The sequence below is a fragment of the Polynucleobacter sp. JS-Fieb-80-E5 genome (genome assembly GCF_018882015.1).
GTDB lineage: Bacteria > Pseudomonadota > Gammaproteobacteria > Burkholderiales > Burkholderiaceae > Polynucleobacter.
Genome location: NZ_JACVPH010000003.1, coordinates 150,859 through 168,177, shown reverse-complemented (window position 1 = coordinate 168,177; position 17,319 = coordinate 150,859). Strand labels below are relative to the sequence as shown.

Below are 17,319 nucleotides of genomic sequence, written 5' to 3'. Positions count from 1 at the left end.
CGCATCCCGTTAAAATCAAGCTATGTCAAATCCCCTATTCGACCAAGTCGACTCCATTATTGCCAGAGACCCAGCAGCCCGGAATCGTCTCGAGGTCATCACTTGCTACCAAGGCTTGCATGCAGTTTGGCTGCATCGCATCTCCCATTTTTTATGGAATCTTGGTCTGAAATGGCTTGCCCGCGTGTTGTCCATGTTTGCGCGTTTTTTCACTGGGATAGAAATTCATCCTGGTGCAAAGATTGGTCGCCGAGTATTTCTGGATCATGGACTTGGCATTGTGATTGGCGAGACCACAGAAATTGGTGATGACTGCACGATTTATCAAGGCGTTACCTTGGGCGGTACTTCGCTTTATAAAGGCGTTAAACGCCACCCTACTCTTGGTAAAGGTGTTGTGGTCAGTGCCGGTGCAAAAGTTCTCGGTGGATTTACTGTAGGCGATGGCGCACGCGTTGGATCCAATGCCGTAGTACTAAAAGAAATTCCTGCGGGTGCGACTGCTGTTGGTATTCCTGCGCGCATCCTGCATCCAGATTTACCGCAAAGTCCTGATAGCAAAACAAAAGAATATTTTTCTGCTTATGGAGTGACACCGAATGTAGATGATCCTGTATCAATGGCACTCAAAGGTTTAATTGATGCCACGATCGAACAGGAAGCCAAGATTGCAGCGCTAGAGAAGGCATTAGCCAAGTTAAGCAACACCCCTGCTGGCATTGATGCTGAAGGCTCTAGTGATACCAAACGCGACCTTGATGCGATTAAACAGTGGTTGAGAGAATAGTGATTCTTAGTTACCCCTTGGGGTCATGCAGAAGAAATAATGTATAAAAAAAGGAATAGCATGCTATTCCTTTTTTTATGCAAGTTTGGTTTTAATTAATGCAGCGTACGTGGGCCAGTGCTATCACTACCTAATGCACCGCCTGGAAATTCCTCCCCTTCATCGTCATCGCCATCATCATTGGGCATTCCAAACGAAAAACTTTCTCCACCTTCTGGATGACGATTTTCAATTTCATCATCAGTGGCTGCGCGAACATCTTCAACTTGAACCCAAAAACGTAATGCCATGCCTGCTAAGGGATGATTGCCATCTAACACGACCTGACTATCTGCAACATCTGTAACGGTATAGATTAAAGGCTCATCATCTTCAGGATCATCTACTGCGGCATCCTCATCTGCATCAGGAACACCTTCAAATTGCATCCCTACTTCTAAAGGCTCAGGGAAACGGGTGCGCGGTTCGATCTTTAACAACTCAGGATCATATTCACCAAAGGCTTCACTAGGCTCTAGCTGAATCGTTGCCTCATAACCAATATCTTGGCCATCAAGCAGGGTCTCGATTTTAGGAAAAGTGCCTTCATAACCACCGTGCAGGTATACCATCGGAGAATCGGGTTCCTCGATAACATTGTTTTGCGCATCGGTTAACTTATAGCGAAGGGATACGATGGTATTTTTTTCAATCTTCATGCGGAATTTGTCGAACATTCGTTTTTAATCAGTTTCTAAATAGCTTTTTACTTTATGACCTCATTTTACTTGAGCAAACCCTATGAGCCTCCCCGGGCCCCTGCAAACCTCCCTTTAGGCGAGCCCTGGGCCTTATTTGGGGGTATTAGCCCAAACCAGTTCATGGCGCGGTATTGGCATAAAAAGCCCCTTCTCATCCGTGGGGCGATTCCGGCATTTGCCCTTTCGGCTCACGCCGGTGGACTCCTGGATAGCCCAATTCCCACCCAAGAGTTACTCAAATTTGCCCTGCAAGATGCGGTGGAAGCCCGCCTGGTTAAGTCCTATCCATGGAGCTTTGATAGCGGGCCGTTTTCTAAAAGGGCAATTCCATCGATCGACAAGCCCGACTGGACTTTATTGCTTCAAGGAATGGAGGCCCATCATCCAGCAGCTGCAAACATTCTGTCTTGGTTCCGCTTTATTCCTGATGCGCGCTTAGATGACTTAATGATTAGCATTGCTGGTATTGGAGGCGGTGTTGGCCCCCACTTTGATTCTTATGATGTCTTTCTGATTCAAATGTCCGGCAGAAGGCAATGGAAAATTTCAGAACAAAAAGATCTGAGCCTTAGCTCTGATCTTCCACTAAAAATTCTGCGTAACTTTAAACCTGAGCAAGAGTGGACGCTAGATCCTGGCGATATGTTGTATCTACCGCCACATGTTGCTCATGATGGCATTGCACTCGATGCGGGTTGCCAAACATGGTCTGTTGGATTTCGCTCCCCCAGCTTTAAAGAATTACTGCAAGAAGGTTTGTGGCGCCTAGCCGAATCTTTGGAAGATATTCCCGCCCTAGAGAGCAAGTTTGCAGATCCTAAACAAGGCGCAACTCATAGTGCAGAGCAATTGCCCGAAGAGCTCATCAAACAACTAGGCTCAAAGCTCAAAGAGCTAAAACTAGACCAAATTGATGGATTTTTACCCGGGATTACCGCCTATCTATCAGAACCCAAACAACAAGCCCTTTTTGACGCCCCCGATAGACCCCTAAAACCGAATGCATTCCTTAAGAAACTTGGGTCTAACAGACTTCTCCCCCATGCACAAACCCGTATTCTGAGCCTTGGAAAACAGGTGTATTGCAATGGAGAATCCATGACCCGGGGGCAATCCTCAGATATTCTTTCGGCCTGGCAGAGCCTCTCGGCACATAAAGAACTCAGGGTGGGCAAACTCAAACAGCTTGGTCAATCCAGCCTTTATGAGGCTTATTTAGCCGGATGGTTGGTTTTTGAACACTGAATACGGAGATGGATATAATATTTACTGGAAACTACTTAGGGGCAATCCCTCGGTATATCCAAAGAACAATTACCGGTAATTGTTATTAATTTTTTTAAAGGAATTTACAAATGAAGAAGTCACTCGTATTCGCTGCTATGTTAGCAATCGCCTTGGCCGCTTGCGGTAAAAAAGAAGAAGCAAAACCTGCTGAAGCTCCTGCTGCTGCTCCAGCTGCTCCTGCTGCTGAAGCTCCTGCTGCTGCTCCAGCTCCAGCTGCTCCTGCTGCTGACGCTAAGAAGTAATCTTCTTCATGAAGAAAAAAAGCCGCTGAAAAGCGGCTTTTTTATTTGTCTTCAATAACTACTACCTTGTTAGTTGCTCCGTTAACAAAGTCAGCAATTGATAACCAGCAGGCGTATTTTCTGGCTTACCATCAGCGTTCTGTACATAAACATTTGCAGAATTCTCACCAGTACTCTTCACAAGCACCTGATATTTTTTAGCCTTCATACCAGAGTCATCTTTACTGCTAAAGAGGTTGGAGAAGAAGCCTTTGGTGTCGCCCAAGTCTTTAGGGTTCACGTAACGAACATAGTAAACACCAGTTGAGCGATTTCGATCCTCAACCGTGAAGTTAGAACGATCTAGGGCTAATCCAACATCACGCCAAGAGCGATCAAAGCCTGTGCTGAGTTCAATATAAGCCTGGTTGACGCCCTCTTGAACAAACTTTGCTTTAGGTGTTTTAGGGCCAAGAGGCACTGCAACCATTGCTTTTGCTTGCTCTTGCGTCATGCCCAAGCGCTCCATCAAACGAGCCAAGAATACTGCTTCTAATTCTGGGTCGCTAGGACGAGGAGTCCAAATAGTGGATAAACAAGCGCCAGTTGTGTCGGTAGTACATTTCTCAATCGCGCCGCGTTGGGTAATGTAAATCTCCGTTTCGCCAGGCTTAGAAACTTCTAAACGTGTTTTATATTTGTCACGCTCACCAGTGTCATATATAGAATCTAATGCACCACCAATCGTCGAACGAATCCAATCTTGTGCAATCTTTGCGCGATTTTCTGCCCAGTCGGTTTCCATAATGCCAGTTGATGGCGAATCGATTACCAACAAGAAGCCATTCTCTTGCCAGAAATCTTTTACTTGTGGGTAGAGCTCAGGAGCTGGTTTTTCAACCACCAACCAACGACGCTCACCATCACGCGCAATGCGCATGCCGGGAATACCCGTCATAACATTACTGCGCATCTGTGATGATTTCTTAACCGCGGCATTGTATTCAGACATCGTCGCTGTACCATCCTGAACGATGTAGCGGCGATCAGCCTGTGCTGTGATTAAGTCTGGCGGGTATGACAAATTAGGGCCGCGCACTGCACCTGCACTCTTGTAGTCAACGGTATCGCTACTCGTAACTGACTTACAAGCAGTCAATGCAGCAGAGGCAATAACAATTAAAGAGAGAATCGATAAGTATCGACGGGATAGTTGGAGCAAATTCATCATAATAGGTTGGCCTGTTTTAACGCTGCCTTCAAAGGCTCGCGCAAGGAATTGCTTAAAGGCGTTAGCGGCAAACGAATGCCAGCAGTAATCTTGCCCATCTCGTGTAATGCCCACTTCACTGGAATTGGATTAGCCTCTGTGAACATGGCCTTATGGACTGCAATCAATTGATATTGAATCTCACGGGTTCTTTTCACATCATCTGACATAGCAGCTACGTAGAGCTCATGCATCAAACGCGGAGCAATATTGGCCGTGACAGAAATGTTTCCCTTGCCACCCATCAACATCAACATGGCTGCAGTCAGATCGTCACCCGAAAATACGGAGAAGTCTTGATGGCCAGCACGCTTGAGATCATTAATCAATAAGGTGCCACGCTCTAAGCTACCTGTTGCCTCTTTAATACCAATAATGCCTGGCACACCCGCTAAACGGACGACCGTATCGCCAGCCAAATCAGCAACCGTTCTGCCAGGAACGTTATACAAAATCACTGGCAAATCAACCGACTCAGCAATCTTCTTAAAGTGGGCAAACATGCCATCTTGCGTTGGCTTGTTGTAATACGGTACTACCTGCAAGCTGGCATCCGCGCCAACCTGTTTAGCAAATTGAGTTAATTCAATTGCTTCAATCGTAGAGTTACCGCCAGTGCCAGCAATCACTGGAATACGTCCAGCAATCTGCTCCACTGTCACGCGAATGAGCTCGCAATGTTCCTCAACCGAAACTGTTGGAGACTCTCCACTAGTGCCAACAATCACTATTCCGTCGGTGCCTTCCGCTACATGCCAATCCAATAAGGAACGCAAGCTAGCGTAATCCAAGCTGCCATCTTCGAACATGGGAGTCACGATAGCCGGCATACTGCCAGCGATGGGCTTTTTGCTACCTTTGGAATGAGCTGTAATTGTCACCGAATATGCACCGATTTTTAGCTGTCTTAACCCTGAAATTGTAACGGAATGCGCTTTTTTAGCTCGCCTTTTGACGCGCATAGGCGCTGAACCATGGCTGGTTTGGGTTGGTCTACGTAAATATCCTCATAAGCCACTACCTTAAGACCATGACGGGAGGCAAAAGTGAGCAATTCCCCTGGATTTAACAGGAAATGAGGGTTGGATGGCTTACCAAATTCCTCATTCCCCATGGCGAAGGTTTCATAGATCAAAACACCACCCATTTGTAGCATTTTGGGTAATTGATCAAGGTGTGGACGATAGAGGTAGTTGGTCACTATGATCGCGCCGAACTCAGAACCCGTCAGCGGCCAGTCAGTCTCTTCAAGATTGAGGCATTTTGCGATGATTAAGGGATTACCAAGAGACCCTGCAGCCGTGACATCCTGGTCAACTGACAGCACCTCATGACCCATGCTTGCCAATAACTCAGAGTGTCGCCCTGATCCGCAAGCTAAATCCAGTACCACCCCACCCTTTGGAATGAGGGGCACAAATCTCCTTACCCAAGGAGAGGCATTCAAAATGGCATCGTGCGGGATAGGCAAGATTAAGACTCAATCGTAAGCAAGGCCCATTGCTTCGCGAACCTCACGCATGGTTTCTTGAGCAACCTTACGTGCTTTGTCGCAACCATCAGCAATGATGGAGCGCAGCAAACTAGGGTCATCCAAATACTTCTGAGCACACTCAAACATCGGCTGCTGCTCAGCCAAAATTGAATCGATTACCGGTTGCTTACACTCGAGGCATCCAATACCAGCGGATTTACAGCCCTTATCAACCCATTGTTTCGTTTCTTCATTGGAGTAAACGGTATGCAGTTGCCATACGGGGCAACGTGCTGGATCTCCGGCATCAGTTCTTCTGACGCGCGCTGGATCGGTTGGCATCGTACGAATCTTTTTAATGACATCTTCGGGATTTTCGCGAATGCTAATGGTGTTGCCGTAAGACTTCGACATCTTTTGACCATCAATACCAGGCATACGTGATGCCGTTGTGAGTAGTGCTTGTGGCTCAGGCAGGATAATTTTGCGAGCACCTTCTAAAAAGCCAAAGAGTCTTTCACGATCAGCCATTGATAAACTCTGCGCTTCTTGTAGCAATGCCTTAGCCTGCTCCAATGCCTCATCATCACCGCGCTCTTGGAAGGCCACTCGTAATTCTGCATACATTTTGGCGCGCTTGCTGCCTAATTTTTTAACTGCCTCTAAAGCTTTTTCTTCAAATCCGGGTTCGCGTCCGTACAAATAATTAAAGCGGCGCGCTACTTCACGAGTCATCTCTACGTGTGGCACCTGATCTTCACCAACCGGCACCAACTGTGCGCGATACATCAATATGTCAGCTGCCTGCAGCAATGGATAACCCAAGAAACCATAAGTTTGGAGATCTTTTTCCTTGAGTTTCTCAATTTGATCTTTATAGGTAGGTACCCGTTCAAGCCAGCCCAATGGGGTTCCCATGGAGAGCAATAGAAACAGTTCAGCGTGCTCAGGCACTTTACTTTGAATGAACAAGGTCGCCTGATTTGGATCAACGCCCGTTGCCAACCAATCAATCACCATCTCCCATACAGACTGCTCAATGACATCCGGAGTCTCGTAATGAGTAGTTAATGCATGCCAATCAGCTACAAAAAAGAAGCATGGATACTCTGACTGCAAGCGCACCCAGTTCTTTAATACACCATGGTAGTGACCCAAGTGCAAGCTACCGGTTGGTCGCATGCCAGAGAGAACGCGTTCAGCAAACATCTGTATTCTTTTTCTAAGTGGTTAAGTAATGATGGAGTTAATGGATTAATCGTTTAATGAAATGCAGACCATACTGGCGTAAGGTGATCCGGTAAGTGCGGCAAATTGCCTAAATCTATATGACTCTCGCTTGGGTCATGAAAATCGGAACCACGAGAAGCTAAAAAGCCATATTGCTCCGCAATCTTTGCAAAGGTTTTGTATTGGTCCGGGCTATGGCTACCTGTAATAACCTCAATTGCTAGGCCACCAATGTCCTTAAAGTGTTTATAGAGCTCATCCATTTGCATGGCATTGAGTCTACTGTAGCGTCCAGGATGAGCAATCACCGCTACACCACCTGCTGATTTAATCCAGCTAACAGCGTCATCTAGAGTAGCCCACTGATGAGGTACATATCCTGGCTTGCCTTCAATTAAATAATTTTTAAATACATGCTCGGTATTACGACACACACCCTGCTCTACCAAGAAACGCGCAAAGTGTGTTCTTGAAATCAAATCGCGATTCCCTGCAAAATGCAGTGCGCCTTCATAAGCTGCAGGAATACCTGCTTTGAGTAATTGTTCGGCCATCAGTTTGGCGCGATTGCCTCGGCCATCACGAGTGCGACGAAGTCCTTCGATGATGCCAACATGCTCAGCATCAATTCCAAGACCAACAATATGAATAGTCTCACCCATCCAAGTGACAGAAATTTCTACACCAGCAAGGTAATCGATCTTTAATGCGCTAGCTGCTTCTCGAGCACGTTTCTGACCACCCAATTCATCATGATCGGTCAAGGCCCACAAATGCACTCCATTGGCTTTAGCACGCTCCGCTAAGTGTTCAGGCGTCAAAGTCCCGTCAGAAATCACTGAATGGCAATGCAAGTCGGCGTTTATGGGAGAAAAGCTGCTCATAACCCTATTTTAGGTCAAGCTGGTATCAATTACCCGGCGCGGTGCATCTAGGTAGTCACGAGACTGCATCTCAATCAAACGGGAGACGGTTCGAGAGAATTCAGACGTAATTTGGCCCTCAGTGTACAAATCTGGAGCTGGAACCTCAGCAGACATGATTAACTTAATCTTGTGGTCATACAAGACGTCGATTAGCCAAATAAAGCGGCGGGCTTCATTTGTCATTCTTGGGGGCATATAAGGCACCCCAGACAAAATCACCGTATGAAACTGGTTAGCAATCTCCAAGTAATCATTTTGCGAGCGTGGGCCACAACACAAAGTTTTGAAGTCGAACCAAACCACACCGTCCGCCATGTGAAGTGGTCGTAACTCACGCGACTCAATATTAAGGACTGGATTACGCGCCTCTTTCTGATTACCAATTAAGGTTTGAAACATTTGACCGAGCGTTGCTTGTGTTTCTGCATTGACCGGAGTGAGATAGGCCTCGACTTGCGCCATTTGAACCCGGCGGTAATCATTACCTGCATCTACGTTTAAGACATCTAGCTTTTCTTCTAGGAGCTTAATTGCAGGAATCAATCGATCTCGATGCAAACCATTCGGATAGAGCTGATCTGGACGATAGTTTGATGTCATCACAAACTGCACGCGGTCAGCAAATAATGCACTTAGCAAGCGATAGAGAATCATCGCATCCGCAATGTCGTTGATGTGAAACTCATCAAAGCAAATAAGACGATAGCGATTTGAAATACGCTTAGCAAGCTCATCAAGCGGGTCTGATAAACCCGATAACTCATGGAGTTCGCGATGGACTTCACGCATAAACTCATGAAAATGAATGCGAATTTTCTTTTCTAATGGTGAGGCCGCATAAAAGCAGTCCATCAAGAAGGATTTGCCACGACCTACCCCACCCCATAGGTAAATACCGCGGGGAAGCGTTGGTTTAAATATCTTTTTCTTTAAGGTATTGCTGCGGATTTCTTTGTAAGCGATCCATTCATCTTCACACTCCTGAAGACGCTCAACAGCACGAAGCTGCGCGGGATCACTTTGATACCCGCGCGCCTTTAACTCTTGTTGGTAAAACTCAATGGTTTTCAATTACATATTTAATGCACGTGAGTCTGTCGCCAATGCTGCTTCGCGCATCACTTCAGACAAACTTGGATGCGCATGACAGATACGAGCAATATCTTCTGCTGCTGCTTTAAATTCCATTGCAACCGCTGCTTCAGCAATTAAGTCAGAAGCATTGGCACCAATAATATGTACGCCAAGAATCTCATCTGTCTTAGCATCTGCTAACACTTTGATGAAACCATCAGCACGACCCATACCCAACGCACGGCCGTTAGCAGCAAAGGGAAACTGACCTGCTTTATAAGCAATGCCCGCCTCTTTGAGTGCTTGTTCAGTTTTACCAACCCAGGCAATTTCAGGATCGGTATAGATAACCCAAGGTATGCAGTTGTAATCGATATGAGGCTTTTGACCGGCAATCACTTCAGCAACCAAGACGCCTTCGTCTTCTGCTTTATGGGCCAACATTGGGCCACGTACCACGTCACCAACAGCGTAAACGCCGGGAGCCGCAGTAGCACAAGTGTGATCATCAATTGGAATGAAGCCACGCTCATCCACTTTAAGACCAATCTTGTCTAAACCCAATTTGTCGGTGTTAGGTACACGACCAACGGAAACAATTAAGCGATCACATTCCAACTTAGCAGCCTTACCAGCGCTATCGGTGTAATTAACTACTACACCCTTCTTGTCGGCTTTAACATCACCAATCTTCACGCCAGTATGAATATCTAAGCCTTGCTTAGCAAAGAGCTTTTGAGCTTCTTTGGCAATACCGATATCACAAGCACCCAAGAATGAAGGCATAGCTTCAAGCACAGTCACTTCAGCACCGAGACGACGCCATACAGATCCCAACTCCAGGCCGATTACACCAGCACCGATTACACCTAATTTCTTAGGGGCGGAGTCAAATTTGAGTGCACCTTCGTTATCGCAGATCAAGACGTTGTCAACATTAATGCCTGGGAGGTGACGCGCTTTAGAGCCGGTAGCAATGATTACATTCTTTGCAGTAACCGTTTCTTTGTCTTTGCCAGCAATCTTCACTTGATATCCATCGGCGCCCTTACCTTCGAACGAAGCATGGCCTTTTAATAAAGTGATTTTGTTCTTACGGAATAAGTACTGAATACCACCAGTCATCTTGGTAACGATGTCATCTTTACGGGCAATCATCTTTTTAGAGTCGATGCTTACTGCACCCACTTTAATGCCATGATCTGCAGCATGATGGCTGATCTTTTCAAATTCCTCAGAAGATGCTAACAATGCCTTAGAGGGAATACAACCCACGTTTAAGCAGGTACCGCCCAAACGTGTTTCACCTTTAGGATCATCATAGGAACTAGATTCAGCACAGGCAACCTTAAAACCAAGTTGCGCTGCACGAATCGCGGCGATATAGCCACCAGGGCCAGCACCAATTACTACTACGTCAAAAACTTGGATCATGATCTTCCCTTCTTACAAATCAAGGAGAAGACGAGAAGGATCTTCTAAAGCATCCTTCATAGCAACTAAACCAAGTACAGCCTCGCGACCGTCAATAATGCGGTGGTCATATGACAAAGCAAGATAGTTGATTGGACGAACAACTACTTGACCGTTTTCAACTACGGCACGATCTTTAGTTGCGTGGATACCCAAAATAGCCGATTGCGGTGGGTTGATGATCGGAGTGGACAACATCGATCCGAATACGCCGCCGTTAGAGATGGAGAATGTGCCACCAGTCAACTCTTCAATCGACAATTTACCATCACGTGCTTTAGCACCGAACTCAGCAATTTTCTTCTCAATGTCAGCCAAATTCATTTGATCAACGTCACGCAAAATAGGAACTACCAAGCCGCGTGGTGAGCTTACTGCGATACCGATATCAAAGTAACCGTGGTAAACGATGTCATTGCCATCAACCGAAGCATTCAGGAGTGGGAATTTCTTCAGAGCATGTGTAGCCGCTTTAACGAAGAAAGACATGAAGCCCAACTTCACACCATGGACTTTTTCAAACTGATCTTTGTACTTATTACGCATAGCGATTACTGGAGCCATATTGACTTCATTGAATGTAGTCAAGATGGCGTTGTTAGCTTGGGACTCAAGCAAACGCTCAGCAATACGAGCACGCAAACGGCTCATTGGTACACGCTCTTCTGGGCGATCACCCATTGGAACTGGTGCGCTTGGTAATGCAGCAGATTTAGTACCGCCTGTAGAAGCATTCAATGCATCACCCTTGGTGATACGGCCATCACGACCAGAACCGGCAACTTGACCAGCGTCGATATTTTTCTCAGCCAGAATTTTTGCAGCGGAAGGTGCAGCCGCTGTGCCAGCTTTAGCGGCAGGAGCAGGTGCTTTTGCTGGGGCTGCTGCGGGAGCGGCAGCTGGAGCAGGTGCGGCTGCAGCAGGTGCGGCAGCGGCAACAGCAGTGCTATCGATCTTTGCAATCAATTGCTCAGCAACAACGGTACCACCGTCAGCAACAACGATTTCTGTCAAGACACCAGCGGAAGGCGCTGGAACCTCGAGAACCACTTTATCGGTTTCAATTTCAATCAAGATCTCATCTTGACCAACAGCGTCACCAACCTTCTTTTTCCATTGCAACAAAGTTGCTTCAGCAACTGACTCGGAGAGTTGTGGAACTTTAACTTCGAAAATAGCCATGATTAATCCTGTTTATATGTATGTATGTGTGTATGTTGAGTTATGAAAACGATTATTTCGTGATCACATACCCTTTGAGTTTGGCAAATGCCGTATTCAGTAATGACTTCTGCTGTTCTTGGTGAAGATGGGCATAACCACAGGCTGGTGATGCTGATGCAGGACGACCTGCATAAGCTAGTTTCATACCATCAGACATATTTTCCAAGATGTTGTGCTGTACAAAGAACCAGGCGCCTTGGTTTTGAGGCTCATCTTGGCACCAAATAATCTCCTCCAATTTTGGATATTTCTTCAACTCAGCAGTTAATGCTTTGTGTGGGAATGGATACAACTGCTCCAAGCGAATAATGGCAACATCACCAATCTTCTTCTCCGTACGTTGTTTAACTAAGTCGTAATAGACCTTACCAGAACACATTACAAGTCGAGTTACCTGGCTGGCATCAATCGAGTCATCACGCTCACCTAATACAGTCTTAAATCCACCCTTGGTAAACTCAGACAGAGGCGATGCTGCCTCCTTATTACGCAGCAGTGATTTTGGAGTCATCAATATTAGCGGCTTGCGGAATTGACGAATCATCTGACGACGTAATACATGGAATATCTGTGAAGCAGTAGTTGGCTGAATGACTTGCATATTAGTATCAGCGCACAACTGCATAAAACGCTCAAGACGTGCAGAAGAATGCTCTGGGCCTTGACCTTCATAACCGTGCGGCAACATCATGACTAAGCCATTAGCACGACCCCACTTCACCTCGCCTGAGGCGATGAATTGGTCAATTACTACCTGTGCTCCGTTAGCAAAGTCGCCGAACTGGGCTTCCCAAATAGTTAACGTATTAGGTTCTGCAGCGGCATAACCGTATTCAAAACCAAGCACCGCCTCTTCAGAGAGAATGGAGTCAATTACCAAAAATGGTGCTTGATCTTTAGCGACGTGGCGCAGTGGAATATAAATTCCGGTATCCCACTTTTCACGATTTTGATTGTGTAGCACTGCATGACGATGGGTAAATGTTCCACGACCACTATCTTCACCAGATAGCCGAACGGGGTAGCCACTAGCAACCAGGGATGCAAAAGCCATATGCTCCCCCATACCCCAGTCGACATTGACCTCGCCGCGACCCATTGCAGCACGGTCATTTAAGACCTTTTCTACCAATGGGTGAACTTTAAAGCCCTCACGAGGAGTGGAAATGCGTTCTGCCAATCGCTTCCATTCAGTCAAAGGAATTGCTGTATCAGCCTCGTCTGTCCATTTTTTATTTAAGAATGGTGACCAATCAACCGCAAACTTACCCTTGTAGTTACTCAGCACTGGGTCTGAAGTCTGTATACCCGCATCCATCGCAGCACGGTAGGCCTTCACCATCTCCTCGCCAGAGCCGGCGGGCAATGTTCCCTCAGCTTCTAGTTTGTCGGCATAAAGCTTACGAGTACCAGGATGAGCGGCAATGATCTTATACATCAAAGGCTGAGTCATTGATGGCGTATCTTGCTCGTTGTGGCCTAATTTTCTAAAGCAAACAATATCAATGGCTACATCCTTGTGAAACTGTGTACGGAACTCTATCGCCAGCTGAGTTGCCAACACAACCGCTTCAGGATCATCACCGTTCACATGCAATACCGGTGCATCAATGATTTTCATGATGTCCGTGCAATACAAGCTTGAACGCAAGTCACGCGGGTCTGAAGTCGTAAAACCAATTTGGTTGTTAATCACAATATGCAAAGTGCCGCCAGTCGAGTAACCACGAACCTCAGCCATTGCTAAGGTTTCTTGCATCACTCCTTGGCCTGCAATTGCAGCATCACCATGAACTAGAACAGGCAATACCTGCTGACCCAAAACATCTCCACGACGATCCATTCGAGCGCGTGCAGAACCTTCAACCACAGGATTCACAATCTCCAAGTGCGATGGATTAAATGCCAAAGATACGTGTACTGGTCCGGTTGGTGTAGAGATATCGCTTGAAAATCCTTGGTGATATTTCACATCACCAGCAGGCAATGTTTCAGGACCTTTGTGCTCAAACTCTGCAAATAGATCCTTGGGCATCTTTCCTAAGGTATTAACCAACACATTCAGGCGCCCACGGTGGGCCATGCCAATTACAATCTCTTGGACGCCTTTAGCGCCAGCCTCATGAATGACCTCATCCATACAGGCAATAAAACTTTCGCCTCCCTCGAGAGAGAAGCGCTTTTGGCCAACATATTTAGCTTGAAGGTAGCGCTCCAAGCCTTCTGCAGCAGTAACGCGATCAAGGATTTGACGTTTTTTTTCTTGATTAAATGATGGGTTCGAGCGTATGGACTCTAACTTTTCCTGCCACCATTTTTTAATTTTTTGGTCAGCGATGAACATATATTCAGCGCCAATAGTCCCGCAATAGGTTTCACGCAATGCTTGCAGCAAATCGCGCAAGGACATCTCGTTTCTACCAAAGAATGTATTACTTGTATTGAAGACGATATCCATATCGCCGTCAGTGAAGCCATAGAAAGCAGAATCTAACTCAGGAATATCCTGGCGCTCTGTCCGCTTGAGAGGATCAGTATTAGCCCAGCGATTACCAACGTTGCGATACGCAGCAATTAACTGCTGAACAGCAACGCGCTTACGGCCCATCTCTGAGTCAGCCGAATCAGATATCGTTCTGATTGGGCCTTGCTTAGCGCGCTCAGCAAATGAAGCAACAATAGGTGCGTGGGCAATGTCAGTTCGAGATGAACCGTCAACCGCAGGAACCTGTTTCACGTTATCGAAATAATCTCGCCAATGATCAGCTACTGAAGCTGGATCGTGCAAGTAGGATTCGTAGAGTTCCTCTACGTAGGGTGCGTTTCCGCCGAAGAGATAGGAATTATCTCTTTGATCCTGCATCATGATGCTCACCTTTCATCGGGTTTCCCGAATAAAAACTGTGGTTAAAACCATTCGTTACACGGCTCTACCGTTTAGCGAATTGATCTGTGCGAATACTGGTGCTACAGGTGTAATTTAACACGAATGCCCATTGGTACTTAAAGGGCTTTCCCTGATTTCAAAGAATTTGGGGGTATCTCCCTATCAAAGAGAATTAATAAGAACTTTCCTACTCCGCTTTAAAGGTTTGCCGACAGATTCAAATGAATTTGATTTTTATTCTCTAAATCTTCAAACAATTAAATGAAATTAAGGCAAATATGAAATTAATTACCCCAGAAACGGAATATCTCAGTACTCGCCAAAGCGCCAAGGTTTTACAGGTTTCCCTAGGCACCGTTCAGAAAATGGTGGAATTAGGCGAACTTATTGCTTGGAAAACCCGTGGCGGGCACAGACGTATATTGGCAAGCTCCTTAGAACAGCAATTACAACGCAGAAAAAGGGCTATGCGTCAAAAGACCACTCAAAACTGTGTAGCCATGGGGATATTTAGAAGATCCGAGAATGGCCAAGAATTATTAGAGTCTATTGCCGATTGGCAGCTCAAGGTAGACATGGAAATGGCGGTAGATAGCCTAGAGGGCTTAATGAAGGCAGTTTCCATTGCCCCCGATTTGATCTTTTTAGATGCTCTTATTCCACCTGTAGAGCAAGTCCATTTAATCCATTATTTGAGCAAAAACAAGGACACTCAGCGCATACCTATACTAGTAGATGAAGGCTTTATCAAGCTACACCCTGGCGTAGTTGCGCTGGCTGACGAGAACTCTGGCGGTAAGCATCCCTTGAGCGAAAGCATCAAACAGGAGCTTGAAAACGGCTTAATTGACCTCAACCCACTCATTATTGGCTACCCCGCAACCAATCCAGAGACTGAGGGAAACTGGCCTCATGGTAGTCGGCATGAGTTACTAGAACCCCTATTTGTAGAAGCTTTGGCTAGGAAGTGCGCTTAGAGGGCAATTAAGCTCAAGGAAGGGGTAAATGAAAAGGCCGCTATAAGCGGCCTTTGGTACAAAACTTAAGCAAAACAAGCACTTAGATCAAATAGCTACTACGATCTCTGCCTTCAATCCACTTTGGCGCCTTACCTCTTCCAGTCCAAGTTTCGCCTGTAGATGGATTGCGATATTTAGGAGCCACCTTACCGCCAGCACTCTTTACACCGGCTTTACGGCTAAATAGATCGGATGCAGTTAAGCCATATTGCTCAATAATGACTTTGGCCTTGGCAATGCCATCAGCCTTTTCATGAGCAATTGCTTCTTTAATCTGTTTATCCAACTGCTCGCGTTGGGCTAAAAGCTCTTTATAAGAAGACATATTCTTTTCACTCTCCGAATAATAGTTTGTTTTATAGGGCTTATATAAGCCTTATTAGATGTTTATTATATATACATTAATCTATCAGGCAATATATATTATTCGGAATAATTAACAATATTTATTAGGGCTATATCAGCTCAGGTTAATAAAAGACATAATCTTTATAAATATTATATTTAATTAAACTGTTTTTGATTCTCTGAGCATAAATGTACCGCTGGATTTTGCAGTTATCTCCCCTGCCTCATTCAACACAATTGCTTCGCAATAGTTAATCGTCTTTCCTGGTTTGAGAATGGTGCCCTCCACCACGATTTTGCCGGTGCTGGGACGCAGGAAGCTGACCGACATATCAATCGTCATTGCCCCCAAGGGAGCCTCGGAAATGCTCCTAGCTGCTGCCCCCATTGCAAAATCCAGTAGTGTCATGATGACACCGCCATGGGCAATACCAAAGCTATTCTCATACTCAGGCTTAAGGTCAAGGCTAATTCGGGACTTACCCTCTTTCGCATACTCAGGAACTACGCCCAAATGCGCCAAAAAAGGAATCTTGAGACCAAAGTATTCAACGGGTTTTGTTTCGCTTGTCATGGAGATGGTGGGATTAGTTTGAATGGTCGGGGCGAGAGGATTTGAACCTCCGACCACATGCACCCCATGCATGTACGCTACCAGGCTGCGCTACGCCCCGACGAAAAGCAAAATTGTATCAGTAACTATTTAGAGAGAATCTGCAGGACAGCTTGCAATTCTTCACGCAGACGGAGATCGCCACGAGCCTCTTCAAGGCGATTGCGAGCACCGCTAATCGTAAAGCCTTCTTCATAGAGGAGTGAGCGAATCTTTCTGATCAAGACCACTTCATGGTGCTGGTAGTAACGACGGTTACCGCGGCGCTTTTGTGGGCTGAGTTGAGTAAACTCCTGCTCCCAATAACGCAATACGTGTGAGCGCACACCACAAAGATCAGCTACTTCACCAATGGTGAAATAGCGCTTTGCTGGTATCGGGGGAAGTTGAGAGCTCAGCAGCGCTGAGCTAGCATCAAACTCGGTTTTCTCGAGCATGTGACTCCACTACATCTTTAAGCTTTTGACTTGCGTGAAAAGTAACAACGCGTCTAGCAGCAATCGGAATCATTTGACCTGTCTTTGGATTTCGGCCAGGACGAGCCGACTTATTGCGCAACTGGAAATTACCAAAACCGGAAATCTTAACTTCTACGCCGGCTTCAAGAGATTGGCCAACACGATCAAAAAAAGCATCGATCATATCTTTTGCTTCGCGCTTATTTAGTCCAACTTGATCAAAAAGGGCTTCGGATAGCTCATTCTTGGTAACGGTGTCGTTAGAAATCAATTCAGTCATCGCAAGTC

General features: G+C 46.0%; 18 protein-coding genes and 1 tRNA gene. 4 read left to right on the top strand and 15 right to left on the bottom strand.

Features of this window, described 5'->3' with window-relative positions:
* The first annotated feature begins 22 nt into the window (after positions 1-22).
* Entirely contained in the window at positions 23-787 is a 765-nt protein-coding gene (gene cysE, locus ICN44_RS05735; RefSeq protein WP_215360084.1) for a serine O-acetyltransferase, read from the top strand.
* A 95-nt stretch (positions 788-882) separates the two neighbouring features.
* On the opposite strand, the gene ICN44_RS05730 is transcribed toward cysE, so the two are convergent.
* Entirely contained in the window at positions 883-1,485 is a 603-nt protein-coding gene (locus ICN44_RS05730) for a peptidylprolyl isomerase (protein WP_216263226.1), read from the bottom strand.
* Between the two features lie 54 nt (positions 1,486-1,539).
* On the opposite strand from ICN44_RS05730, the gene ICN44_RS05725 reads away from it, so the two are divergent.
* Both ICN44_RS05725 and ICN44_RS05720 read left to right on the top strand, forming a co-directional pair.
* Entirely contained in the window at positions 1,540-2,772 is a 1,233-nt protein-coding gene (locus ICN44_RS05725) for a cupin domain-containing protein (protein ID WP_216263079.1), read from the top strand.
* 110 nt (positions 2,773-2,882) lie between these two features.
* Positions 2,883-3,056, top strand: coding sequence for a hypothetical protein (locus ICN44_RS05720; protein ID WP_215360080.1), 174 nt, complete (start codon positions 2,883-2,885; stop codon positions 3,054-3,056).
* A 61-nt stretch (positions 3,057-3,117) separates the two neighbouring features.
* Here ICN44_RS05720 and bamC read toward each other — a convergent pair whose 3' ends face one another.
* The 9 genes from bamC to ICN44_RS05675 form a co-directional block, all read right to left on the bottom strand.
* Complete coding sequence (gene bamC, locus ICN44_RS05715; RefSeq protein ID WP_370624873.1) at positions 3,118-4,266, bottom strand: outer membrane protein assembly factor BamC; 1,149 nt, start codon at positions 4,264-4,266, stop codon at positions 3,118-3,120.
* Positions 4,263-5,135, bottom strand: coding sequence for a 4-hydroxy-tetrahydrodipicolinate synthase (gene dapA, locus ICN44_RS05710; RefSeq protein ID WP_216263224.1), 873 nt, complete (start codon positions 5,133-5,135; stop codon positions 4,263-4,265). Before dapA ends, bamC begins: the two co-directional genes overlap by 4 nt.
* 77 nt (positions 5,136-5,212) lie before the next feature.
* Positions 5,213-5,722 carry a class I SAM-dependent methyltransferase gene (locus ICN44_RS05705; protein WP_370624872.1) on the bottom strand — a complete coding sequence of 170 codons (510 nt, stop codon included), beginning with the start codon at positions 5,720-5,722 and terminating at the stop codon, positions 5,213-5,215.
* A gap of 63 nt (positions 5,723-5,785) precedes the next feature.
* Positions 5,786-6,988, bottom strand: a complete 1,203-nt coding sequence (locus ICN44_RS05700) for a tryptophan--tRNA ligase (protein ID WP_216263078.1) — start codon at positions 6,986-6,988, stop codon at positions 5,786-5,788.
* A gap of 53 nt (positions 6,989-7,041) precedes the next feature.
* Positions 7,042-7,893, bottom strand: coding sequence for a 3',5'-nucleoside bisphosphate phosphatase (locus ICN44_RS05695; RefSeq protein WP_216263077.1), 852 nt, complete (start codon positions 7,891-7,893; stop codon positions 7,042-7,044).
* Between the two features lie 9 nt (positions 7,894-7,902).
* A complete protein-coding gene (zapE, locus tag ICN44_RS05690) occupies positions 7,903-9,006 on the bottom strand; it encodes a cell division protein ZapE (protein ID WP_216263076.1) in 1,104 nt (367 codons plus the stop codon).
* Entirely contained in the window at positions 9,007-10,443 is a 1,437-nt protein-coding gene (gene lpdA, locus ICN44_RS05685) for a dihydrolipoyl dehydrogenase (protein ID WP_216263075.1), read from the bottom strand. It lies immediately after the preceding gene.
* A gap of 12 nt (positions 10,444-10,455) precedes the next feature.
* Complete coding sequence (gene odhB / locus ICN44_RS05680; RefSeq protein WP_216263074.1) at positions 10,456-11,664, bottom strand: 2-oxoglutarate dehydrogenase complex dihydrolipoyllysine-residue succinyltransferase; 1,209 nt, start codon at positions 11,662-11,664, stop codon at positions 10,456-10,458.
* A 52-nt stretch (positions 11,665-11,716) separates the two neighbouring features.
* The gene (locus tag ICN44_RS05675; protein ID WP_216263073.1) at positions 11,717-14,572 is read right to left on the bottom strand and encodes a 2-oxoglutarate dehydrogenase E1 component; all 2,856 of its coding nucleotides are present in this window, start codon (positions 14,570-14,572) and stop codon (positions 11,717-11,719) included.
* 299 nt (positions 14,573-14,871) lie between these two features.
* Here ICN44_RS05675 and ICN44_RS05670 point away from each other — a divergent pair, with 299 nt between their 5' ends.
* On the top strand, positions 14,872-15,570 hold the full coding sequence (locus ICN44_RS05670; RefSeq protein WP_216263072.1) for an excisionase family DNA-binding protein: 699 nt from the start codon (positions 14,872-14,874) through the stop codon (positions 15,568-15,570).
* Positions 15,571-15,652: 82 nt separating this feature from the next.
* Here ICN44_RS05670 and ICN44_RS05665 read toward each other — a convergent pair whose 3' ends face one another.
* From ICN44_RS05665 to ICN44_RS05645, 5 genes are all read right to left on the bottom strand, one after another.
* On the bottom strand, positions 15,653-15,937 hold the full coding sequence (locus ICN44_RS05665) for an H-NS family nucleoid-associated regulatory protein (RefSeq protein WP_215360063.1): 285 nt from the start codon (positions 15,935-15,937) through the stop codon (positions 15,653-15,655).
* Positions 15,938-16,120: 183 nt separating this feature from the next.
* Positions 16,121-16,534, bottom strand: coding sequence for a PaaI family thioesterase (locus ICN44_RS05660; protein WP_216263071.1), 414 nt, complete (start codon positions 16,532-16,534; stop codon positions 16,121-16,123).
* A 23-nt stretch (positions 16,535-16,557) separates the two neighbouring features.
* A tRNA-Pro gene (locus ICN44_RS05655) sits at positions 16,558-16,634 on the bottom strand.
* 25 nt (positions 16,635-16,659) lie between these two features.
* Positions 16,660-17,010, bottom strand: a complete 351-nt coding sequence (locus ICN44_RS05650; RefSeq protein WP_215361724.1) for a MerR family transcriptional regulator — start codon at positions 17,008-17,010, stop codon at positions 16,660-16,662.
* Positions 16,988-17,311 carry an integration host factor subunit alpha gene (locus ICN44_RS05645; protein WP_072582283.1) on the bottom strand — a complete coding sequence of 108 codons (324 nt, stop codon included), beginning with the start codon at positions 17,309-17,311 and terminating at the stop codon, positions 16,988-16,990. The genes ICN44_RS05650 and ICN44_RS05645 overlap by 23 nt, the downstream gene beginning before the upstream one ends.
* Positions 17,312-17,319 lie beyond the last annotated feature (8 nt).